The sequence below is a fragment of the Parazoarcus communis genome (assembly GCF_003111645.1).
Taxonomy (GTDB): domain Bacteria; phylum Pseudomonadota; class Gammaproteobacteria; order Burkholderiales; family Rhodocyclaceae; genus Parazoarcus; species Parazoarcus communis_A.
Genome location: NZ_CP022187.1, coordinates 1,198,528 through 1,218,685, shown reverse-complemented (window position 1 = coordinate 1,218,685; position 20,158 = coordinate 1,198,528). Strand labels below are relative to the sequence as shown.

Sequence of the window (20,158 nt, the reverse complement as noted above, 5' to 3'; positions counted from 1 at the left end):
AGTGGTGTCGGTTGGCGCCGGATCAGCGCTCACCTTTGCGATAAGGCTTCATCAGCGCCTGCGGATAGGCGGCGCGGCGGGCCATCACGATCAGGGCGAGGATGGACAGCAGGTAGGGCAGCATCAGGTAGATCTGGTAGGGCAGCGCACCGCCAGCCTGCTGCAGACGCAACTGTGCGGCGTCGAAGGCGGCGAACAGCACCGCGCCAAGCAAGGCCTTGCCCGGCCGCCACGAGGCGAACACCACCAGCGCCACGCAGATCCAGCCGCGGCCGTTGATCATGTTGAAGAAGAAGGCATTGAACGCCGACAGGGTGAGAAAGGCGCCCGCCAAGCCCATCAGCATCGAGCCCGCGATGACCGCGCCAGTGCGCACCGCGATCACGTCCACGCCCTGGCCCTCGGCCGCGGCGGGGTTCTCGCCGACCATGCGCAGGGCCAGGCCCATTGGCGTGCGGTACAGCAGGTAGGCGATTGCGGGCACCAGCACGATGGCGAGCAGGGTCAGCGCGGTCTGTCCCGCCAGCACCGGCCCGATCAGCGGCAGGCCGGCCAGCCCTTCGAGCGGCGCGAAGGCTTCGATGGTGGGCGGTGTGCTGACCTGCGGAAAGCTGACGCGGTAGGCGAAGGCCGACAGGCTGGTGGCGAGCAGGGTGACGCCGAGGCCGGCGACGTGCTGCGATACCGTCAGCCACACGGTGAGTATCGCGTGCAGCAGTCCGAACACACCGCCAACGAGGCCCGCGACCAGCACGCCGGTCCACAGGTCGGCGCCGTTGAACACCGCGAGCCAGCCGGTGAAGGCCCCGGCCACCATGATGCCTTCAATGCCGAGGTTGAGGACGCCGGCGCGCTCGCAGATCAGCACGCCGAGGGTGCCGAGGATCAGCGGCGTCGCCACACGCAGGGTGGCGACCCAGAAGGAGGCCGAGCCGAGCATGTCGAAAAGGGTGGTCAGGAAATCCATCATGCGCGCCCCCAGCGGATGCGGTAACGAGTGAGCAGGGTGGCCACCAGCATGGTGAGCAGGGCCGTGGCGACGATCACGTCGGCGATGAAGTTGGGCACGCCCACCACCCGGCTCATGCTGTCGGCACCGACCTGAACTGCGGCGACGAAGAGGGCCGCAAGCAGCACGCCCAGCGGGTGCAGAGCGGCGAGCATGGCGATGACGATGCCGGCGTAGCCGTAGCCGGGCGACATGTCGGTGGTGACATAGCTCGCGCGCCCGGCGACTTCGCCGACACCGGCCAGGCCGGCCAGCGCGCCCGACAGCAGGGCGCACAACAGCACGGTGCGCCCCACCGGCAGGCCGGCAAAGGCGGCGGCGCGGTTGTTGGCGCCGACCGCACGCAGGGCAAAGCCGAAGGTGGTGAAGCGTTCGATCAGCCACATCAGGATTGCCAGGCCAAAGGCCATCAGCAATCCGGTGTGAACCCGCGAGCGCTCGATCAGGCGGCTGAATTCGAGTTCGGGGTCGAGCGCCACCGATTGCGGCCAGCCCATGGCGAGCGGATCCTTCATCGGCCCGTCGAGCATCATCGACACCAGCAGCAGGGCGACGAAGTTGAGCAGCAGCGTGGTCACGACTTCATCCACGCCCAGTTTCAGCTTCATCCACGCCGGCCCCAGCAGCCACAGCGCACCGGCCGCCGCGCCGGCAGCGATCATCAGCGCGGACAGCAGCGGCAAAGGCAGATCGAAGGTGCTGCCACCGTGCATGCCGCCCACGGCGACCGCTGCGAGTGCGCCGAGGTAGAGCTGGCCCTCGGCGCCGATGTTGAACAGGCGCGCACGAAACGCCACCGCTGCGGCGAGTCCGGTGAGAATCAGCGGGGTGGCGCGGGTCAGGGTTTCGGCGAACGCAAAGCGCGAGCCGAAAGCGCCGTCGAAGAGCAGGGCATAGGTCTGCCCGACCGGGGCGCCGGCCCAGGCCACGAGCAGTGCGCAGACGCCCAGCGTGACGAGCACGGCAACAATCGGGGCGAGCAACATGGCGCGCCGTGAGTATTCACTGCGTGATTCAAGCCGCATGCTGCGGGGCTCCTTCGGTATTCGATGCGGCGCTTCCGGCCATGGCCAGACCGATTGCCGCGCGGCTGCAGCCTTCGGCGGGCAATGCGGGGCCGAGGCGGCCCTTGAACATCACCGCGATGCGGTCGGCAATGGCGAACAGTTCGTCAAGATCTTCGGAAATGACCAGCACCGCAGCCCCCGCCGCCGCCGCGTCGAGCAGGCAGCGATGAACATAGGCGACCGCGCCGATATCCAAGCCCCAGGTGGGCTGGTTGGCGACGATCAGGGTCGGGGTGACGCCGTCTCCGGCCACCGACAGGGCCCGGCCGAGAATGAGTTTCTGCATGTTGCCCCCCGACAGCACCCGCGAGGGCACTTCGATGCCCGAGAGGCGCACGTCGAACTGCTCCACCAGCGTGCGGGTGAAGTCGCGGGCGGTCTTGCCGCGCACGATGCCAGCGCGCGAGAAGGCGGGCAGGTGGAGGCGCTCGGACACCGCGTTCTCCCACACCGGCAGATCGCCGACCACGCCGACCGCATGGCGGTCTTCCGGGATACGCGCCACGCGGCGCGCGACCCAGTCGCGCGGATTGGCCCGCATGGTCTGTCCGCTGACGGAAACCTCGCCGCGATCGGCCGCGAGCGTGCCGCACAGGAGATCGGCCAGCGCCTGCTGTCCGTTGCCGGAGACGCCGGCAATGCCGACGATCTCGCCGGCGCGAACGACCAGGCTGAGGTCGTCGAGCAGGGTCTTGCCACCCTGTGCCGCATGCACGCCGGACAGGCTCAGCACCATGTCGCCGTGTGGACGTGGCTCACGGGTGGGCAGGGTGACGCTGCGTCCGACCATGAGCTCGGCAAGTTCGGTCTTGGAGGTGTCTTCGGTGTTGCGCACGCTCACCAGACGGCCGCCACGCAGCACCGCCACGCGCGCGGAAACGCGCAGCACTTCGTCGAGCTTGTGGCTGATGAAGATCACCGACAGCCCTTCGGAGACCAGCGTGGCGAGGGTGGCGAAGAGCGATTCGCTTTCCTGCGGCGTCAGTACCGCCGTGGGTTCGTCGAGAATCAGGATGCGAGCGCCGCGATACAGCGCTTTCAGGATCTCGACCCGCTGCCGCTCGCCGACGGACAGTGCCGCCACGCGCGCATCGGGATCGACGCCGAGGCCGAAGCGTTCGGCGGTGGCGATCAGTCTGGCGCGTGCGGCACGCCTGCGCGAAAAAGGCAGCCACATTGGCTCGGTGCCGAGCAGCACGTTGTCGAGCACGCTGAGGTTGTCGGCAAGGGCGAAGTGCTGATGCACCATGCCCACGCCGGCCGCGAGCGAGGCCTTGGGGTTGCCCGGCGGCAGTGGCTGGCCGAAGATTTCGATGTGGCCTTCGTCGGCCACGTAGTGCCCGAACAGAATGCTGACCAGCGTACTCTTGCCGGCACCGTTCTCGCCGAGCAGGGCGAGCACCTCGCCCGTACCGAGGTCGAGCGAGATGTCGTCGTTGGCCACCAGCTTGCCGAAGCGCTTGGTGATGTTTGCCAGGCGTAGGGCAGGCAGGCTTTCATTCATGGTGCGGAATACCCGGTTTGCTTAGTTGGACTTCGGCTCGGTGTCATTGACCTTGACCGTGAAGCTGCCGTCAAGAATGGCTTTTTCCTTCGCCTTGACCTTGGCGACGAGCTCCGCCGGCACCTTGGATTCGAAGGTGCCCAGCTTGGCCATTTCGCTGCCGCCGAATTTCATCGTCGAATACTTGCCATAGTCCTCGGCCTTGAAGGTGCCGGCCTTGACCATCTTGAGTGCGGTGTCGATGGTCGGCTCCATGTTCCACAGTGCCGAGGCGACCACTGTGTCGGGGTACTGCGGCTGGGTGTCGATGACGTTGCCGATGGCCAGCACGCCGCGCTCCTTGGCGGCGTCGGACACACCGAAGCGCTCGGCGTACATCACGTCCGCACCCTTGTCGATCATCGCAAACGCGGCTTCCTTCGCCTTCGGGGGATCAAACCACGAGCCGATGAAGCTGACGGTGAACTTCACCTTGGGGTTGATCTCGCGCGCGCCATCCATGAAAGCATGCATCAGGCGATTGACCTCGGGGATCGGATAGCCACCCACCATGCCGATCTGGCCGCTCTTGCTCATGCCGGCGGCGATCATGCCGGTGAGGTAGGCCGGTTCCTGGATGTAGTTGTCAAACACCGAAAAGTTCGGTGCTTGCGGCTTGCCCGAGGAGCCGAGCAGGAAGGCAGTCTTGGGATAGTCGCGTGCCACCTTGCGCGCGGCGGCCTCAACCGCAAACGCCTCGCCCACGATCAGGCCCTTGCCCTGTTCGGCGTACTGGCGCATCACTCGCTCGTAGTCGGCGTTGGTGACGTTCTCGGAGAACACGTATTCGATCTCGCCGCGGCTCTGCGCCGCATTGAGCGCCTTGTGGATGCGCGACACCCATTGCTGTTCGACGGGCACGGTGTAGATCGCGGCAACCTTGATCTTGTCTGCGGCAATCACCGACAGCGGCAGCATTGCGGCGGCAGCCAGCGCGAGGCTCGATGTAATCAGGGTTCGGCGAATACGATTGGTCATCTTGACTTCCTTTCAGTGGGTTGTGTTTGCGGGAGGTGGTGCAACCTGGCGGAGGTGATCGCCTGCGCAGGGCAGACCGCAGGTGCGCAGCACGACGGTCAGCACATGCGCACATGCGCGTTCATGGTCGGACGCCGACAGACGGGGCTTGCCGATGACGGCGCAGACCTGGCTCTCGAAGTCGGCATAGGTCTGCGTGGCAGCCCAGATGGTGAAGAACAGATGGGTGGCATCCACGGGCAGAATCCGCCCTTCGGCCGCCCACTGGTCGATGACCGCCGCGCGCGCTTCCACCGTCTTGCGCAGTTCGGTGCGCAGGTATTCGCCGATATGGGTCGCGCCATGCACGATCTCGTTGGCGAACACGCGCGAGGCGTCGGGGCGGCGCGCGCTCAGGCGCATCTTGGCGCGCACGTAGGCGGTCAGTGCGGTCGCCGGATCGGCGTCGGCGGTGATGCTTTCGGTTTCGGCGAGCCACAGGGTGAGAATGTTGTCGAGCACTGCCCGGTAGAGTTCTTCCTTGGAGCCGAAGTAGTAGTGCAGCGTCGCCTTGGGCACGCCTGCGAGATCGGCGATTTCGGCCATGGTTGCGCCCTGGAAGCCGGCGCGCGCAAAGACCTTTTCGGCGGCCTTCAGCATCGCGCCTTCCTGGCGCCGACGGATGCGGCCTTTCAGCCGCCCCGCGTCATCAGCAGTCGTCGCGGTCTGCGCTCTCATCGGGTTCCGAACAGGCGGTCGCCCGCATCGCCGAGGCCGGGCACGATGTAGCCGTGCTCGTTCAGATGGCTGTCGATCGAGGCGGTCAGGATGGGCACGTCGGGATGTTCGCGTGCCATTGTTTCCAGACCTTCGGGTGCGGCCAGCAGGCACACGAACTTGATGCTGCTGACACCGTCCTCCTTCAGCCGCGACAGTGCGGCGCTGGCGGAGTTGCCGGTCGCCAGCATCGGGTCGACGACGATCACCTGGCGCTCGTCGATGTCGGACGGCACCTTGTAGTAGTACTCCACCGCTTCCAGCGTTTCCGGGTCGCGGTAGAGACCGATGTGACCGACCCGTGCGCCCGGCAGCAGCTCGACCATGCCGTCGATCATGCCGTTGCCCGCACGCATGATCGCGATCAGGCACAGCTTCTTGCCGCTGATGACGGGCGCTTCGCAATCCGCCACCGGCGTGGTGATGGGGACCATTTCGGTGGCGAGGTCTCGCGTCACCTCGTAGGCCATCATGGCGGCGATCTCGCGCACTACACGACGGAAGTTGTCGGTCGTGGTTTCGGCGTTGCGCAGGATCGTCAGCTTGTGTTTCATCAGCGGATGATCGATTTCGGTGACGTTGGGGTGCATGGGGCGCTCCGTCTGCTCTGCTGCCGGTTTAGAAAACGGTGCCGTCGCTGATGATGATCAGCGGAGGCGGGCCGCCGGGGCGCAACTGCGCGGCAATCCGCCGGCCGGCCGACCAGGTGCCGCCCTGCAGGACCTTGGGCAGCGGAAAATCTGCAGCGTCGAGCCCGAGCTCGGCGCGCACGGCTACGGCCAGACGGTCGAGCGCGATGACGGTCAGCGCGCGCCACTCGACGATGGGCGGCGAGTCCACCCGCCACGGCGTGGTGTGGAACGCGGGGTCGAGCGGACGGATGACGCCGAGGTCGAGCAGCAGGCCGCCGTTGCGGTACTCGGGCAGGCCGGTGAGCCTGTCGATGCCGCGCACTTCGAGGCCGGCGGCCGCGAGCGGTTCGAGCAGCGAATAGGTGAGCCACTGTGTGAGCTTGTGGAAGGGCAGCAGCTCGTCCTCGAGCGCGGGATGGTGCCAGCAGTCGCCGAGCGATACGCCCTGCAGGCTGATCCGCCCGGGCCACACCGGGCCGAGCGCCTTGAGCAGGGTGGTGAGGATGAACTCCGCCTCGATTACGCCACCGTCGGCATGCGCCAGCAGGTAATCGACGAGGTTGCCGAGTCTGGCCGGGGTGCCGAACACTGCGGGCGTTCCGGCGATCACCTCGCCCATGCGGCGCAGCAGGCCCGCCCGTCCGTCGAGTCCGACCAGGGGGTTGTCCGCGTCGACCTGGAATACCGAGGCAAGCTGCGCCGCGCTCAGGGCCGAGAGTGCCTTCGCGTCGGTGCGCAGGGGCCAGGCGGGGTCATCCGAGAGCGCACCGCTCGCAAACAGTGCGACGCTCGCAACTGCCAGGCCTTCCGAGCGTGCGTGCGTCTGTCCATTGGCGGCGTCGTGATAGCGCCAGTCCGGGCCGGCGCCGGCGTCGAGTAGCACGCTGGGGATCACCAGGTCGATGGCGACGCGCGCGAGTTCCAGCGCGTCGGCGTCGGGCAGCGTGCTGCACAGCCCTTGCCAGCGGTCGACGCCACCCACCTCGAAGTGACGCCAGCGGCTGTGATAGGGCACATCGAGATCGGGGTAGTCGCGGCGGATGGCTTCGGCCACGTAGGCCGCGGCGACCGGCAGGGCGTCGGCGTTCCACTGGAAGAAGGGCGACCGGCCGCGTTCGACGGCTGCCATGACGGCTGCACAGCGTTTGCGAACGGCGCTTGCCGTCAGCAGGGGCGCTGCGGGATGGTCGGCCGCGACGGGGGTGTACCAGCCGTCATGGATAGGCGTGGCAACGCTCATTCGTTCAGTCCCCGGCCCTTGGCGCGCGTCAGTTCATCGGCTTGCGGTGCGCCGGTCGGGGAGAAATAGCCTGCGGCCATCTTGGCGTCCATCTCGACCCGTGCATCTGCCGGGATCAGTTCGTCGGGGATCGCAACCTGCTCGACGATGTCGATGCCTGCGGACACCAGCGCGTTGCGCTTCATGTCGCTCATCGACGCCCAGCGGTGGATGCGGCTGATGCCGAGCCAGTGGAACACGTCGGGCATCAGCTCCTGGAAGCGCATGTCCTGCACGCCGGCCACGCATTCGGTGCGGGCGAAATAGGTCTCGGCCCGGTCGCCGCCTTTCTGGCGCTTGCGCGCGTTGTACACCAGAAACTTGGTGACTTCGCCCAGCGCGCGGCCTTCCTTGCGGTTGTACACGACGAGGCCGACACCGCCTTGCTGGGCCATCTCGACGCAGATCTCGATACCGTGCGCGAGATAGGGGCGGCAGGTGCAGATGTCGGAACCGAACACATCGGAGCCGTTGCATTCGTCGTGCACCCGGCAGGCCACCTTTGTTTCGGGCTGCCCCAGCTTTTCGACGTCGCCGAACATGTACAGCGTCATGCCGCCGATGGGGGGCAGGAACACCTTGAGGTCGGGCCGGGTGATGAGTTCGGGGAACATGCCTGCGGTCTGCTCGAACAGCGTGCGGCGCAGCTCGCGCTCGCCGATGCCGAAGCGCTCGGCGATGCCGGGCAGATACCACACCGGATCGATGGCGGCCTTGGTGACCTTGACGTCGCCATTGGCAGCGAGGATGTCACCGTCGGGCTTGAGCCGCCCGGCCGCGATGGCTGCGGCAAGTTCGGGCATGTTGATGTGCGCCTTGGTGACCGCGATGGTCGGGCGGATGTCGATGCCCGCGGCGAGCAGATGGCCGAACTCTTCGGCGACACGGTGGCCCCACGGGTCGAAGGAAACGATCTTCTTCGGGTCGCACCATTGCGGATGCGGCCCGATCTCGGCGGCCGGCGTGGTGTTGGAGAGGTCAGGCCGGTGCGTGCTCTGCAGGTTGCCTGCTGCCACCGCGAGTGCGCGGTACAGTGAGTACGCCCCGGAGTGCGTGCCGATCACGTTACGCTGGGCCGGATCACTCAGGCTGGCGACGAAGGGGCCGCGGTCGCGGGCCGAGGGGGCGCCCCATTTGACCGCGTGGTAAAGGCCCGAGCGGGTGCGAGGATGCGAGGTCAGCATAATGTGAGACGTCATGGCACGCTCCTTCCTGTAACCGGTTTGCAAAAACCTGACCAGATGGTCAGTTTCAGCATAGCGAGTTTCATGCCAAGTAAAAAGGACGGGTTTACGCGGAGAACGCGCCACAGGGCGCACCGGATGCGTGCCAGGCGGGGCGGATTGGCCGCTTTGCGCACGGTGACGGTGCGTTTTCTAGCGCCGAGTGAATGGCGTATCGAGTAACGCCGTACTAGTTTGCCCCATCAATCGGCAATGCCCTGGGAGCGAGTCGGGTGGATAGCACCACTGCCGTTTCGCTGCTGCCGTAAGGTGCAAAAGTCGCAATCAGTGCTTCCAGTTCGGACAGCGACTGCGCCACCACCTTGAGCATGAAGGCCGCACGGCCGGTGACATGGTGCGCTTCGCGTATGGCGGGCAAGGTGCCGAGCAGGGCCTCGACACGGGTGTAGGACTCCGGCGGGATATGAAGCTCGACGAAGGCGGTGACGGGGTAGCCGATGCTGTGTGGGTCCACTTCCGCACGATAGCCACGGATCACGCCCTGCTCCTCGAGGCGCCTGATGCGCTCGGCCACCGCGGGCGACGAGAGCCCGACGCGTCGCCCGAGTTCGGCCAGCGGAAGGCGGGCGTTCTGCTGCAGCTCGGCAAGCAGGCGGCGGTTGAGGCGGTCGAGCCTGGGGTGATCGGACATTGGCGGCCTACGTATCCTGAAGATCCTTCGATTCTGAGGCAAAAGCGGCGCGATACCGTCGATCCCTCATGGGTGGGCGGCGGCGGTGGCGCACAGAATATGGCATCGAATTGCGCGGAATGATGCCATGTTGATCAAGGGATTGGTGCTCGGATTCTCCATCGCCGCACCGGTGGGGCCGATTGGTCTGTTGTGCCTGCGGCGCGGGCTGGAGAAGGGGTTCTGGGCCGCATTCAGCAGCGGGCTTGGCGCCGCTACGGCCGATGCGTGCTACGGACTGCTGGGCGCGTTCGGGCTCGCAGCCGTCTGCGCAATTCTGCTCGGACATGCGGTCTGGCTGCGCCTGCTCGGGGGGGTGTTCCTGTTCTGGCTTGCGTGGCAGACGTGGCGCAGCGTGCCGGCGCGGCAGGCTGCCGAGGCGGAGGGGGGCGGGTTGTGGCGTGGCTACCTGACGACGATGCTGCTGACCTTGTCGAACCCAATGACGATCCTGTCGTTTGCCGCCATCTTTGCCGGACTCGGGCTTCCACAAGGCGATACGGTGCAGGGAATGGTCCTGGTGCTTGGTGTATTCATCGGATCGGCGCTGTGGTGGTGCTTGCTGGCGGGACTGGCAACGACGCTTGCGCGCCGCATGGGCGGCGGTGGGTTGCGCTGGATCAATCGCGTGTCAGCACTGGTGCTCGCTGCCTTCGGCGCGTACTCGTTCGCTGGCTTGCTGCATCTGCCCGCGTGATGATCGCGCGTGTTGCGCAGGGTATCAGTCGTCGCCCAGGGCGAGTTCCGCAGCATGACAGGCGTGGATCGCCGTGGTGTCGAACAGCGGAGTCTTCACATCGGAGGCGCCGATCAGCAGGGAGATCTCGGTGCATCCCAGGATGATCGCTTCTGCACCGCGGTCGACCAGGCGTGTGATGATGTCGCGGTAGAGGGTGCGCGAAGCGGGCAGGACCGTGCCGAGGCAGAGTTCGTCGTAGATGATGCGGTGAACGTCGGCGCGGTCGGCGTCGTTCGGCACCAGAACCTCGATGCCGTGCTGCTCTTCGAGGCGGTGCCGGTAGAAATCCTGTTCCATGGTGAAGCGCGTGCCCAGCAGCCCGACCCTGGAAAACCCCGCGCGCTTGATCGCCGCAGCGGTCGGGTCGGCGATATGCAGCATCGGAATCGCAACGGCCGACTGAATCGCATGCGCCACCTTGTGCATGGTATTCGTGCACAGCACGATGAAATCCGCGCCGGCGAGCTCCAGCGAGCGCGCCGCATCGGCCATCAGATCGCCGGCTTCATCCCACTGTCCGTTGCTCTGCAGGCGTTCGATCTCGTGGAAGTCGACCGAAATGAGCACGATTCTGGCCGAATGCAGCCCCCCGAGGCGGTCGCGAACCGTTTCGTTGATGATCCGGTAATAGGGCATGGTGGATTCCCAGCTCATGCCGCCGATCAGTCCGATTGTCTTCACCTGGGCTTCCTCAAGTCCTCAGTCTGACAGCGGGTGCGGGCGTCTTCCTTGTCGAACGATGCGTCAGGCTTTCCTGCCATCGGCAAGCACTTGCGACAGATCAATGCCCTGAAGCCCCATGCGGTGCCTAATAGTAAAGCGAAGCGTGCTACAAATAAATCTTAAGAGGAGACAACATGCTGACCATACAGGACTGTATCGAGCTGTCTGATCTGACCGAAGAAGAGATCCTCGCGATCGCGGAGCATGAGCATGTGCCCGAGATGATCGCGGTCGAACTCGGCAGCTATCTGGTGCACACCTCAAGCGGCGAAAAGCGGATCAAGAAGATGATCGCAGACGACATCGCTGAGGCACGCAGCAAGGGTGACTACAAGCATGCGGCCAAGCTCAAGCTGGTGCTCAAGCACTATCTCGAAGAGCACGCGAATCTGAAGTGATCGCTGCCACTGCTCTGTAACCGTGCCGCTTCCCGCCGACCGTGAGCCGGGCGTGTGGGAGGCGGGGCCAGGGCTGAGGTCGCAGGCAGACTCGGCGACCCGTGTCGCCACCTGCGCCGGATGGCACCACCCGGTGCGCGACGATCAGCAATCCAGTCTGAGTGCCTGCAGCGGCTTGCCGGTGACGGCGTCGATGACGACCAGGTTGATGTGGCGCGGATGATCTGCGCTTTCGGCCTGCGTCGGCGTGAACCTGAGCGTCCGGGCAGTGCCATTTTGCGCGTCCCATTCGGGAACCTGCACATACTCACGTACTACCGCATCGTGTCGGAGGCCTTCACCACGGATCTCTCCGGCCCGGACGGCGGTGAAATGCCCGTCCTCGGTGACCGCCCAGTAGGCGGCGAGTCGTGCGGGTGAGCCAGCGGACGGAAGGATGGTGGCCGTGACCTCGTCACCGTTGTGCGACAGGCTCAGTGCAAGGCTGGCCGTCGTACGTGTTCTTGCCGAAGTCGGGTTCGGCGTGGCGTGCCAGCGCGGGTAATCCTGTCCGTTCAGCACGACCTGGGGCGTATAGCTGAAGCGTGCGCCGTTTACTGCTTGCTGCCGTGCCTGGCGCAGTGAGTAGGCCGGGCTGGCGAAGCGGTCCTTCCAGCCCAGCTTGTCCCAGTAGTCCACATGAAAGGCGAGCGCGATGACGGCCGGATCGTCCCTGAGGCGCGACAGCCAGCGATCGGCTGGCGGGCACGAACTGCAGCCCTCCGAGGTGTAGAGCTCGACCAGCGGCGACACCGTTGCCGGACTCTGAGCGCTGCAGGTCTGCGGAGCGCGGTTGGAGGTGGCGTGGTCCTGCCGTGAGTGGTCCGCGGCGGATGGCTGGCCAATCAGCGCGAGCACCGCAGCCGTGCCGATGAGCACCTGTGAGCAAGGTCGCATGATCCATTCTCCTGTGACGATGAGACTTCGTCGCGCGGAGCGTCGGATTCTTACGGTGGTCGGAAGGCGGGCCAGGGCAGACATGGCCCGCGCGGCGCCTAGGCGTCGTCTGCTGGTTCGGCCTCGTCGTATTCGCGTACCAGCGTCAGTGCCGCGTCGACATCCTGCTCGTCAACCATGACCGTGGCGAAGCCCATGGGCGACAGGTCGCCGACGCCGCCCTGCAGGTAGTGTCCGCCCACATGGGCCTCGATGCCGTTGGCGCGAAGCATGCCGGCGACGATGTGTGCCTCGACGATGTCGCTGGCGCGATAGATGATCTTCATGCCTGCAAGTGTAGCGCCGTCCAAGGCATGTTCGTCAGCCGTGGCAGGCGTGGTGCTGCCCCGCGTCGATCAGGGGGCTGTCGCCGCGCCCGCAAGGCCGGCGAGTGCTTTCTGCAGGTTCGGGACGACTGCGCAGTCGGCCACATCGCTGCGCTTCGCAAGGTAGGCCGGATCGTTGTAGCCGAGCCAGACCTGGGCCGAAGCGTCCTCCCACACCAGGGCCTTGAGCGGCAGGTCGATGCCGACGGTCTGTGCGCATTCCATGAAGGGCGTGCCGCCTTGCGGATTACCGAAGATCAGAACCTCGGTGGGGCGCAGCGTCTTGCCGATCTTTGCCGCGCCAGCGGCGTGATCGATCCGGGCAAAGACGTTCAGTCCCTTGGCCTTCACCTGCTCCTCAAGCCGGTTCATGGTCTCCTTGGCGCTGTGCGGGCTCTTGAGCGCGATCAGGCCGTCGGCAGCGCTTGCTGCAGTGACGGTGGATGCGAGGGTGAAAGCGAAAAGCAGTCGGGAAAACTTCATGTCTAACTCCGGCAGGCGTGAAAAAGTCGGGAGGTTCGGGTGCCTCGTTGCAGTGGAGCGGGCACGTCCCGGGGATTGGTCGTGTGAAGACAGAAAACCTTTCAGTGCGAGACCGTCCTGGAGAACACGTTGAGAACGGTCACGCCTGCAATGATCAGAAGCAGCCCGATGATTGCGGGGGTGTCGAGCGATTCGCCGAAGACCAGCCACGAAATAAGCGCGATCAGGGCAACGCCTGCGCCCGACCAGATCGCGTAGGCGACCGCGACCGGAATGAACTTCAGCGTCAGCGACAGAAAATAGAATGCCGAGGCATAACCGGTGACCACGAGAAGCGAGGGCCACAGCCGGGAGAACCCGTCCGAGGACTTCAGTGCCGATGTCGCGATGACTTCGCTGACAATGGCGACAGCAAGGAATAGCCATTTCTGCATGAGTATGTTCGTCCGTTTCGGCGCGTCGGGTCCGTGTGCTGCGGGGGTGAACTCCGGGTGCGGCGCGCATTGTTTGTCGAGTCCGTTCCTGGGGACGACTGCGTGGTGATGCCGTGTGTCCTTCGTGCCACGGTGAGTGCAAGTCTGCCGTGTTGAAGCAGTGAGGCTTTCTGCGCCCCCCAGAAGTCACATTCAGATGGACTTGCGGCCGGGAACGTTCCCGGAGCGCGATGCCTTTTTCCGGATGGTGGCCGAAGCATTCTGCCGTATCAGGCTTCGGGCAGTGGTGGCATCTCCGGTGGCAGGCGGGCGGTGAGCGTCTTCTGCATTGCGTAACGGCGGAAGCGCACGCCGTTGCGATCAAGGTCCTGCGCCTCGGTCATGACGAAACCCCGACGCTCGAAAAAGGGGCGGGCGACGAGGCTTGCCTCGGTAAAGGCGGTGGTGATGCCGGTGGCCGACAGCGCAGCCTCCACCTGTGTGCACAGTGCCGAGGCAATGCCCTTGCGTGCATGCTGCGGGGCGGTGAACAGCAGGTCGATATGTCCGTTTGGTGCCCAGGAGATGAAGCCGGTCAGCACGCCCTCATCTTCGGCGATCAGCGTCTGCTGTCCCTCGAGGCGCGCTTGCCACAGCTTCTGATCGGGCTCGGCAGGCGCCCAGGCTGTGCGCTGGCGCGCGTCGTAGTGGACGCCGGCGAGGCCATGCACGGATGCGCTGAAAAGCGCGATGACGTGTGGCAGGTCGCCAGCGCGAAATCGTCGAATGTTCATGCGGAAATCATCGATGGTGCGGGACGGCGCGGGCGGAGAGGCTAGTTCCCGTCCCGTCCGGGCAAAAAGACTTCCAAGGTCTTGCCACCATAGCCGTAGCGCTGGTCTCTTGCCTGAATGCGGACGGAGCGCAGCGTCGATGGAATCGCGACACCGTAGAGGTCGCGGGTGAAGGGCTGCTCGGATGCGTGGTCGTGAAACAGCTTGCGCTCGCCATAGACGGAGCCATCCGCGCCCGTGACCCGGAAGCCGTCGGCGTAGCGCTGCGGGGAGTCGTAGGGCGACGAGATCGTGACGTCGAAGTCGAAGCGGTCCGCAGTGAGCGCTCGAACCTTTGCTGCGAGCACGTCCGGAAACTGCTGGGTATCTGCCGCCATGGCCGACAGCGGGGGGCCGAGGCAGCACAGCAGGCCTGCAGCGGCAAGGGTGCGGGCCTTCAGTGGCAGAGAGCGGAGAGCGGTCTTCGTCATGCCGGTTTGTCCGTGGGGCCGACCCACATGAAGGGATTGTGCGCGACTTCCCACAGATGGCCGTCCGGATCCTTGAAGTAGCCGCTGTATCCGCCCCAGAACACCTTCTGAGGCTTCTTGGTCAGGGTTGCTCCGGCCTTCACGGCCCGGGCGATGACCCCATCGACTTCTTTCTCGGAGCTCACATTGTGTGCCAGCGCAAAGCCACTGAATCCGCTGCCGTCGGCCGGCACCTGCGCGTCTTCGGCCAGCGCCTCGCGTCCGTACAGGCCGAGCCAGGTGCCGTTCAGCTTGAAGAATGCAACCGAGGGCGGGGACTCCAGCCGGGGAAAGCCGAGGCCCTTTTCGTAGAATTCGACGGATGCCGCGATATCGCGCACGCCGAGCGTGATCATGCTGATTCTGGGTTGCATCGGTCAGTCTCCTGAATGCTGTGTGCCGCAGATCGACGCGCCAGCTTATTGCGAGCGGCCAGTCTATCGTCTGGCGGGCGGGACGACATCAGACGAGATCAGTGCTTCGAGACAGGACAGGAATTCGTGTTTCAGTTTCAGAAACACCCCGAGTTCAGGCTCAAGCTCTTCGGTGCGCTCGCCCTGCTCATGCCGGAGCACGAGCGCCTCGGCCTGATCATGGAGCGCCCGGTGCATGTCGTGGAGTTCGTGCTTGCCGCATTTCAATAATAGTTGAGCGCCACGCTCGGTCGCCAGCCAGGCTTCAAAGCGGCACGGATGCACGCACATTCTGAGAGGCACTGCGTGCGGACCGTCGAGGGCAACCTTGATTGCGGCAAGCCAGGCCCTGTGTTCAACCTCGGCGTGGAGGAGCGGGAGCTGGTCGGGCCTGATCACACGGGTGGCCGCCCAGCGCGGGTCGGGTTGCCATCCAGCCACCCAGTCAGGAACCCTGTCTGCCGGCATGGGCGGGGAGATCACGTAGCCTTGAGCCTGCTCGCAGCCAAGACGCATCAGCATGATGCCGGTCTCCACCGAGTCGAGGCCTTCGGCGATGGACTGGCGTTGAAACGCAGTCGCGAGCCCGATCACGCCTTCGAGGATCGCCAGCGCTTCGGGGTCCATGAGCAGGTCGTGCACAAAGCTCTGGTCGATCTTCAGGATCTCGGCGGGAAGCTTCATCAGGTAGGTGAGCGACGAATAGCCGGTACCGAAGTCGTCCAGTGCGAATCGGACGCCCATTTCACTGCAGGTCGAAATGACTCTCGATGTCTTGGAAACATCCTGCAGCGCGCTTGTCTCCAGTACCTCGAGTTCGAGGCTGCCCGGCTTTACATCCGGGTGCGCCGCAAGTGTGTTGCGCAGCCGTTCGATAAAGTTGGGCTGCTGCAGTTGCAGCGCACCGATGTTGACGCTGACCGGAATGTCCAGACCCTGTGCAAGCCAGGTTTCGATCTGGATGAGTGCGCTGTTGATGACCCACTCTCCCATGTCTACTGTCAGGGGATGATCCTCGATGAGTGGCAGAAAAACAGCCGGCGACAGCAATCCGCGTATCGGGTGCTGCCAGCGGATCAGCGCTTCGAGGCCGATGACCTTGCCGGTGCGCATGTTGACCTTGGGCTGATAGAACAGCAGGAACTCACTCCGCTCCAGTCCGAGGCGGATCTGCGCGATCTGATCGTGGTAGTCGCGGGCGCTCCTGTCCTGCCTTGCATCGAACAGCTGATATCGCCCCTTTCCGGCCAGCTTTGCCTGGTACATGGCCTGATCGGCCTGGCGCAGGAGCTGGTCGGCATCGATGTCATCGATCTGAGGAAAAAAACTGACCCCGATGCTGGCGGAGACCTTTGCTGCGACACCATTCGCCTGAAACGGCTCCGCCGCGGCGTCGAGCAGGCGTTCCAGCATCGGTGTGCTGGCTTCGACATTCGCCAGATCACCCATGACGGCGATGAACTCGTCACCGCCCAGCCTTGCGAGCGTGTCGCCCTCACGAAGGGCATGCTTCATCCTCACAGCCAAGCGTGCGAGCAGATCGTCTCCGACGTCGTGGCCGTACTGGTCATTGACTGCCTTGAATCCATCGAGGTCGATAAAGGCCACGGCAAGACACTTTCCGTGCCTCAGTGCCAGATACATCGCCTGCCGCAGCCGGTCGGCAAGCAATACCCGGTTTGGCAGACCGGTCAGCGAGTCGAAGTGGGCGATTCGCTCGAGTTGCCTTTGCAGCGCGCGTTGCGCGGTGATGTCTACGAAAACCGTTGCAAACTGATTCGGGGCGGGGGAGAACGCGGAGATGGAAAAGACTCTCCCGGCCGGGTCTTCAAGCGTTTCAAACAGGATCGGGTGACCGGTTGAGGCCACCGCAGCGAACTGCTCCAGGTGAGGCGGTGGTGTAAGGCCGTAGACCTGGCTTCCCCTGCAGCCGATGACCGCCGCACGATCGAGGCCAAGGATGGACTCGTACGCGGGATTAACATCCAGGAGGATGTAGTCGATGGGGTTGCCGTGGAGATCAAGCACCATTTCGTGCAAGGCCATGCCTTCGGACATGGCGGAGTAGAGCGCGTTGAATTTCGATTCGCTCAGACGCCGTGCATCATCCGCCAGGTTCCGTTCGGTGACGTCCATTGCAGCCAGACGGAATGTCTCGTCCCGCGGGTTGTTCGCCGCATCGGACTGAACATGAATGCGCCGAGGGGGAGCGTCGCCCGTAAGCAGCGTCAGATCAGCGCTGCAGCGTGCTGCCGGGCTCAAGGCGCGCTGCAGCAGCAACGCAAACTTGCGCTGGTCTTCTGGTGCGACAAAATGTTGCAGTGTCTTGCCGGAAAGGCTGGTGCTGTCGCCACCCAGCAGGCGTTGGGCTGCGACATTGAGCTTGAGAATGTGCCCGCGTCGATCAAGGGTGAAGTAGCCGACAGGCGCGAAGTCATAGAGCTCGGTGTACTCGGTGAGCGCAATCTCGAGGTTATCGCGGGCCTCACGCAACTCGGCGTTCTGAATCTCCAGTTCGATCTGATGGACTTGAAGCTCATGGACCAGGCGCGCCTGATCGGCATAGTCCAGTCGGGCCATGTCCTTACTGGCCTTCAGGCGCGATTCCGCTGCCTGACGCAGTTCATTGGCCTCGTCCTTTGGGGTCATGGGTTTCCACGTTCCCTCAGCGAGGCTTCGAGTTTCTTGGTCTCGCTGATGTCGATGAAGGTGATGACGACGCCGTTGATCACATTGTCCTGTGTCCGATAAGGCATGATGCGCGCGCGATACCAGCGTCCGTCGTGTGTTTCGATCTCCCTTTCGCAGAACATCAGCGTTCTCAGGACTTCCATCGCGTCGTCGCGAAGTCCGGGATAGTCGAGGTCGGTGACAATGTGGGAAAGCGGACGCCCGACATCACCGGAAATCAGCTTGAAGATCTTGGTGGCATGGCTGCTGAAGCGGCGCAGCAACATGTCATTGTCGAGAAAGATGGTGGCGATCTCGGTGCTGTTGAGCAGATTGGTCATGTCGTTGCGTATCCAGGTCAGGTCTTCGACCTTGGACTGAAGCTCGGCATTGACCGTCTGTAACTCCTCGTTGAGCGATTGCAGCTCCTCCTTGGAAGTGGTCAGCTCTTCGTTGGTGGATTGCAGCTCTTCGTTGGTGGACTGCAGCTCTTCGTTGCTCGACTTGAGTTCTTCAACGGTCGTCTGCATTTCCTCCTGTGTGAGCTGCAGTGCCTCGCGGGTTTGCTGCAACTCCTGATGCACGGCGTCGTGCGGTTCGGCCTCGATGGCCTTGCCTTTCCGCCGTCGCACGGGAGCGGTCGGCACGTCCTGAAAGACGATGATCACGCGGCCGCGGAGTTGCTCCGGTTTCTGGATGGCCTGAACCGTCACGTCTACGGTTTGCGTCCCTTCGTTGGCGCCTATCTTCAGGCCTTTCAGGTGGATGGGCTGTGGGTCCTTCAGGGCCCGCAGGATGACTCCGGTCAACGCTTCGCGCAAACCTTCCCGCGCCATCGCATGGATGTTGATATTGGTCTTGCCCGCCGGCGGTTCCAGATATTTTCCCGTACGCCCGCTGAAGTAGATGATGTCGCCATTGATGCCCACGAGCACGGCCGCAGGCGCAAAGGTCTGCTGAATGAGCTGGTCGGTAAGTTGGCCGATGTCGTCTGTGCCTGAGTCCATGAGCGGTTTGTTCATCAAGGTGGTCGATGGTGCCACGTAGGCCGGAAAGTTAAGCACACCCGGTGGCGTGGACTCATCGCGCCGCTGAAACAGCCTCAGCTTGCTGTTGAGCTGCATGAAGAGGTGGTCGTGGTTGCCAATCGTCTCGGCGTTGCCAAGCAGCAGCACACCGTGCGGGTTGAGACTGTAATGGAAAGTCTGCAGCAGCCGTTTCTGGAGTTCCGCACCGAAGTAGATCAGCAGATTGCGGCAGCACAGAACATCGAGCTTGGTAAAGGGTGGGTCGGAAATGATGTCGTGGGTTGCAAACACCACCATCTCTCGCACTTGCCTGTTGATGCGATAGCCGCCGTCCTCTGCAGTGAAGAAACGCGTTAGCCGCGATGACGGGACGTCCGCAGCGATGTTGGCGGGAAACACGCCTTTGCGCGCACGCTCGATGGCGTCGGGATCGAGATCGGTCGCGTAGATCTGCAGGGAATAGCGTTGCGAAGGTTTGAGCTGTTCGACCGTTTCGATAAACGTCATGGCCAGAGAGTAGGCCTCTTCGCCCGTGGAGCACGCCGCGACCCAGGCCCGCAAGCTGCCGCCGGACGGTCGATCCGAGAGCAGGGCCGGAATCGCCTGTTCGCGCAGGAGGTTCCACACCTCCGGGTCGCGAAAGAAACTGGTGACACCGATCAGGAGTTCCTTGAACAGCAGGTCAAGTTCGTGGGGGTTGGTGCGAAGTAGGCGAACGTAGTCGTCCGGTTTGACGATCTGATGCACGACCATGCGCCGTTCGATGCGCCGCTGCAGGGTGTTGGGTTTGTACAGGGAGAAATCCGTTCGACAACGGTCGCGCAGCAGCACGACGATCTTGTCGAGTGTATTGAGCGCTGACAGGAGCGGTGTCGAATCCCTGTTCGCGCTGCGCAAGGGGTGGCGAAGGCATTCCATGATCCGTGCCGGTATCGCCTTGGCCGGCGCAACGACATCGGCGATGCCAGCCTCGATTGCACTGCGCGGCATGCTGTCGGATTGCGCGGCGCGGGGATCCTGGACCAGTGTGAGCCCGCCCCTGTCCTTGATGGCGCGCAGCCCGAATACGCCGTCCGAGCCCATGCCCGAGAGAATGACGCCGATGGCACGTTCCTTGAGGTCCTCAGCGAGTGTTCTCAGGAAGAAGTCGACCGGAAGCCGCAGACCACGCGGGGCCATCTGCTCAAGCAGATGGAGCTTGCCGTGGAGTATCGACAGGTCGCAGTTGGGCCGGATGATGTACACGTGCTCAGGTCTGACCACGACACCATCGACCGCTTCGACGACCGTCATCGACGTGACGCGTTGCAGCAGTTCGGGCAAGGCGCTTGTATGGAACGGATCGAGGTGTTGCACGATGACGAACGCCATGCCGCTCGACTCCGGCACATGGGCGAGAAGCTCTTCAAGCGCCTCAAGCCCGCCTGCAGAACAGCCGATACCGACGACCGGGAACAGCGTGTCCGCAGTCATCGAACGCTTCTTTTGTGCGGAGTCTGTTTTTTTCAC

21 protein-coding genes are annotated in these 20,158 nt (G+C 64.1%); 2 read left to right on the top strand and 19 right to left on the bottom strand.

Features of this window, described 5'->3' with window-relative positions; all coding sequences use genetic code 11:
* Positions 1 to 22: 22 nt before the first annotated feature.
* From CEW83_RS05630 to CEW83_RS05590, 9 genes are all read right to left on the bottom strand, one after another.
* Complete coding sequence (locus tag CEW83_RS05630; protein ID WP_199915209.1) at positions 23 to 970, bottom strand: ABC transporter permease; 948 nt, start codon at positions 968 to 970, stop codon at positions 23 to 25.
* Positions 967 to 2,034, bottom strand: a complete 1,068-nt coding sequence (locus CEW83_RS05625; RefSeq protein WP_108948465.1) for an ABC transporter permease — start codon at positions 2,032 to 2,034, stop codon at positions 967 to 969. The genes CEW83_RS05630 and CEW83_RS05625 overlap by 4 nt, the downstream gene beginning before the upstream one ends.
* On the bottom strand, positions 2,024 to 3,580 hold the full coding sequence (locus tag CEW83_RS05620) for an ABC transporter ATP-binding protein (RefSeq protein WP_108948464.1): 1,557 nt from the start codon (positions 3,578 to 3,580) through the stop codon (positions 2,024 to 2,026). The genes CEW83_RS05625 and CEW83_RS05620 overlap by 11 nt, the downstream gene beginning before the upstream one ends.
* Before the next feature lie 21 nt (positions 3,581 to 3,601).
* Entirely contained in the window at positions 3,602 to 4,597 is a 996-nt protein-coding gene (locus CEW83_RS05615) for a BMP family protein (protein WP_108948463.1), read from the bottom strand.
* Between the two features lie 12 nt (positions 4,598 to 4,609).
* A complete protein-coding gene (locus CEW83_RS05610) occupies positions 4,610 to 5,314 on the bottom strand; it encodes a TetR/AcrR family transcriptional regulator (RefSeq protein ID WP_108948462.1) in 705 nt (234 codons plus the stop codon).
* Positions 5,311 to 5,943, bottom strand: coding sequence for a uracil phosphoribosyltransferase (gene upp, locus CEW83_RS05605; RefSeq protein WP_108948461.1), 633 nt, complete (start codon positions 5,941 to 5,943; stop codon positions 5,311 to 5,313). Before upp ends, CEW83_RS05610 begins: the two co-directional genes overlap by 4 nt.
* Positions 5,944 to 5,971: 28 nt before the next feature.
* Entirely contained in the window at positions 5,972 to 7,225 is a 1,254-nt protein-coding gene (locus CEW83_RS05600; protein WP_108948460.1) for a URC4/urg3 family protein, read from the bottom strand.
* Entirely contained in the window at positions 7,222 to 8,463 is a 1,242-nt protein-coding gene (locus CEW83_RS05595; protein WP_108948459.1) for a GTP cyclohydrolase II, read from the bottom strand. The genes CEW83_RS05600 and CEW83_RS05595 overlap by 4 nt, the downstream gene beginning before the upstream one ends.
* 214 nt (positions 8,464 to 8,677) lie before the next feature.
* The gene (locus CEW83_RS05590) at positions 8,678 to 9,139 is read right to left on the bottom strand and encodes an Lrp/AsnC family transcriptional regulator (protein ID WP_108948458.1); all 462 of its coding nucleotides are present in this window, start codon (positions 9,137 to 9,139) and stop codon (positions 8,678 to 8,680) included.
* Positions 9,140 to 9,266: 127 nt separating this feature from the next.
* On the opposite strand from CEW83_RS05590, the gene CEW83_RS05585 reads away from it, so the two are divergent.
* Positions 9,267 to 9,875 carry a LysE/ArgO family amino acid transporter gene (locus tag CEW83_RS05585; protein ID WP_108948457.1) on the top strand — a complete coding sequence of 203 codons (609 nt, stop codon included), beginning with the start codon at positions 9,267 to 9,269 and terminating at the stop codon, positions 9,873 to 9,875.
* Positions 9,876 to 9,899: 24 nt separating this feature from the next.
* Here CEW83_RS05585 and CEW83_RS05580 read toward each other — a convergent pair whose 3' ends face one another.
* Complete coding sequence (locus CEW83_RS05580; RefSeq protein WP_108948456.1) at positions 9,900 to 10,598, bottom strand: aspartate/glutamate racemase family protein; 699 nt, start codon at positions 10,596 to 10,598, stop codon at positions 9,900 to 9,902.
* Between the two features lie 176 nt (positions 10,599 to 10,774).
* Here CEW83_RS05580 and CEW83_RS05575 point away from each other — a divergent pair, with 176 nt between their 5' ends.
* A complete protein-coding gene (locus CEW83_RS05575) occupies positions 10,775 to 11,038 on the top strand; it encodes a hypothetical protein (protein ID WP_108948455.1) in 264 nt (87 codons plus the stop codon).
* Between the two features lie 144 nt (positions 11,039 to 11,182).
* Here the strand turns inward: CEW83_RS05575 and CEW83_RS05570 are convergent, their stop codons facing one another.
* The 9 genes from CEW83_RS05570 to CEW83_RS05530 form a co-directional block, all read right to left on the bottom strand.
* Positions 11,183 to 11,974: a DUF1223 domain-containing protein gene (locus CEW83_RS05570; RefSeq protein ID WP_159099389.1), complete on the bottom strand. Its 792-nt coding sequence runs from the start codon at positions 11,972 to 11,974 to the stop codon at positions 11,183 to 11,185.
* A gap of 98 nt (positions 11,975 to 12,072) precedes the next feature.
* Positions 12,073 to 12,324 carry a DUF2007 domain-containing protein gene (locus CEW83_RS05565; RefSeq protein WP_234419003.1) on the bottom strand — a complete coding sequence of 84 codons (252 nt, stop codon included), beginning with the start codon at positions 12,322 to 12,324 and terminating at the stop codon, positions 12,073 to 12,075.
* 45 nt (positions 12,325 to 12,369) lie between these two features.
* On the bottom strand, positions 12,370 to 12,822 hold the full coding sequence (locus tag CEW83_RS05560; RefSeq protein WP_108948452.1) for a DUF302 domain-containing protein: 453 nt from the start codon (positions 12,820 to 12,822) through the stop codon (positions 12,370 to 12,372).
* Between the two features lie 101 nt (positions 12,823 to 12,923).
* Entirely contained in the window at positions 12,924 to 13,256 is a 333-nt protein-coding gene (locus CEW83_RS05555) for an SMR family transporter (protein ID WP_108948451.1), read from the bottom strand.
* Between the two features lie 269 nt (positions 13,257 to 13,525).
* Positions 13,526 to 14,029 (bottom strand): GNAT family N-acetyltransferase, encoded by a 504-nt coding sequence (locus CEW83_RS05550; RefSeq protein ID WP_108948450.1) that lies wholly within the window; start codon positions 14,027 to 14,029, stop codon positions 13,526 to 13,528.
* A gap of 41 nt (positions 14,030 to 14,070) precedes the next feature.
* On the bottom strand, positions 14,071 to 14,499 hold the full coding sequence (locus CEW83_RS05545; RefSeq protein ID WP_108948449.1) for a hypothetical protein: 429 nt from the start codon (positions 14,497 to 14,499) through the stop codon (positions 14,071 to 14,073).
* Positions 14,496 to 14,912: a VOC family protein gene (locus CEW83_RS05540; protein ID WP_108948448.1), complete on the bottom strand. Its 417-nt coding sequence runs from the start codon at positions 14,910 to 14,912 to the stop codon at positions 14,496 to 14,498. Before CEW83_RS05540 ends, CEW83_RS05545 begins: the two co-directional genes overlap by 4 nt.
* 63 nt (positions 14,913 to 14,975) lie before the next feature.
* Positions 14,976 to 17,600 carry a putative bifunctional diguanylate cyclase/phosphodiesterase gene (locus tag CEW83_RS05535; RefSeq protein WP_108948447.1) on the bottom strand — a complete coding sequence of 875 codons (2,625 nt, stop codon included), beginning with the start codon at positions 17,598 to 17,600 and terminating at the stop codon, positions 14,976 to 14,978.
* Complete coding sequence (locus tag CEW83_RS05530; protein ID WP_108948446.1) at positions 17,597 to 20,122, bottom strand: chemotaxis protein CheB; 2,526 nt, start codon at positions 20,120 to 20,122, stop codon at positions 17,597 to 17,599. The genes CEW83_RS05535 and CEW83_RS05530 overlap by 4 nt, the downstream gene beginning before the upstream one ends.
* Between the last annotated feature and the right edge of the window lie 36 nt (positions 20,123 to 20,158).

Excerpts from the sequence above, each read along its gene's own strand:
- CEW83_RS05625 (WP_108948465.1), bottom strand. The coding sequence starts at position 2,034 with ATGCGGCTTGAATCACGCAGTGAATACTCACGGCGCGCCATGTTGCTC.
- CEW83_RS05630 (WP_199915209.1), bottom strand. The coding sequence starts at position 970 with ATGATGGATTTCCTGACCACCCTTTTCGACATGCTCGGCTCGGCCTCC.
- CEW83_RS05610 (WP_108948462.1), bottom strand. The coding sequence starts at position 5,314 with ATGAGAGCGCAGACCGCGACGACTGCTGATGACGCGGGGCGGCTGAAA.
- CEW83_RS05620 (WP_108948464.1), bottom strand. The coding sequence starts at position 3,580 with ATGAATGAAAGCCTGCCTGCCCTACGCCTGGCAAACATCACCAAGCGC.
- CEW83_RS05595 (WP_108948459.1), bottom strand. The coding sequence starts at position 8,463 with ATGACGTCTCACATTATGCTGACCTCGCATCCTCGCACCCGCTCGGGC.
- CEW83_RS05550 (WP_108948450.1), bottom strand. The coding sequence starts at position 14,029 with ATGAACATTCGACGATTTCGCGCTGGCGACCTGCCACACGTCATCGCG.
- CEW83_RS05540 (WP_108948448.1), bottom strand. The coding sequence starts at position 14,912 with ATGCAACCCAGAATCAGCATGATCACGCTCGGCGTGCGCGATATCGCG.
- CEW83_RS05560 (WP_108948452.1), bottom strand. The coding sequence starts at position 12,822 with ATGAAGTTTTCCCGACTGCTTTTCGCTTTCACCCTCGCATCCACCGTC.
- CEW83_RS05615 (WP_108948463.1), bottom strand. The coding sequence starts at position 4,597 with ATGACCAATCGTATTCGCCGAACCCTGATTACATCGAGCCTCGCGCTG.
- CEW83_RS05585 (WP_108948457.1), top strand. The coding sequence starts at position 9,267 with ATGTTGATCAAGGGATTGGTGCTCGGATTCTCCATCGCCGCACCGGTG.
- CEW83_RS05600 (WP_108948460.1), bottom strand. The coding sequence starts at position 7,225 with ATGAGCGTTGCCACGCCTATCCATGACGGCTGGTACACCCCCGTCGCG.
- CEW83_RS05535 (WP_108948447.1), bottom strand. The coding sequence starts at position 17,600 with ATGACCCCAAAGGACGAGGCCAATGAACTGCGTCAGGCAGCGGAATCG.
- CEW83_RS05555 (WP_108948451.1), bottom strand. The coding sequence starts at position 13,256 with ATGCAGAAATGGCTATTCCTTGCTGTCGCCATTGTCAGCGAAGTCATC.
- upp (WP_108948461.1), bottom strand. The coding sequence starts at position 5,943 with ATGCACCCCAACGTCACCGAAATCGATCATCCGCTGATGAAACACAAG.
- CEW83_RS05545 (WP_108948449.1), bottom strand. The coding sequence starts at position 14,499 with ATGACGAAGACCGCTCTCCGCTCTCTGCCACTGAAGGCCCGCACCCTT.
- CEW83_RS05575 (WP_108948455.1), top strand. The coding sequence starts at position 10,775 with ATGCTGACCATACAGGACTGTATCGAGCTGTCTGATCTGACCGAAGAA.
- CEW83_RS05530 (WP_108948446.1), bottom strand. The coding sequence starts at position 20,122 with ATGACTGCGGACACGCTGTTCCCGGTCGTCGGTATCGGCTGTTCTGCA.
- CEW83_RS05590 (WP_108948458.1), bottom strand. The coding sequence starts at position 9,139 with ATGTCCGATCACCCCAGGCTCGACCGCCTCAACCGCCGCCTGCTTGCC.
- CEW83_RS05570 (WP_159099389.1), bottom strand. The coding sequence starts at position 11,974 with ATGCGACCTTGCTCACAGGTGCTCATCGGCACGGCTGCGGTGCTCGCG.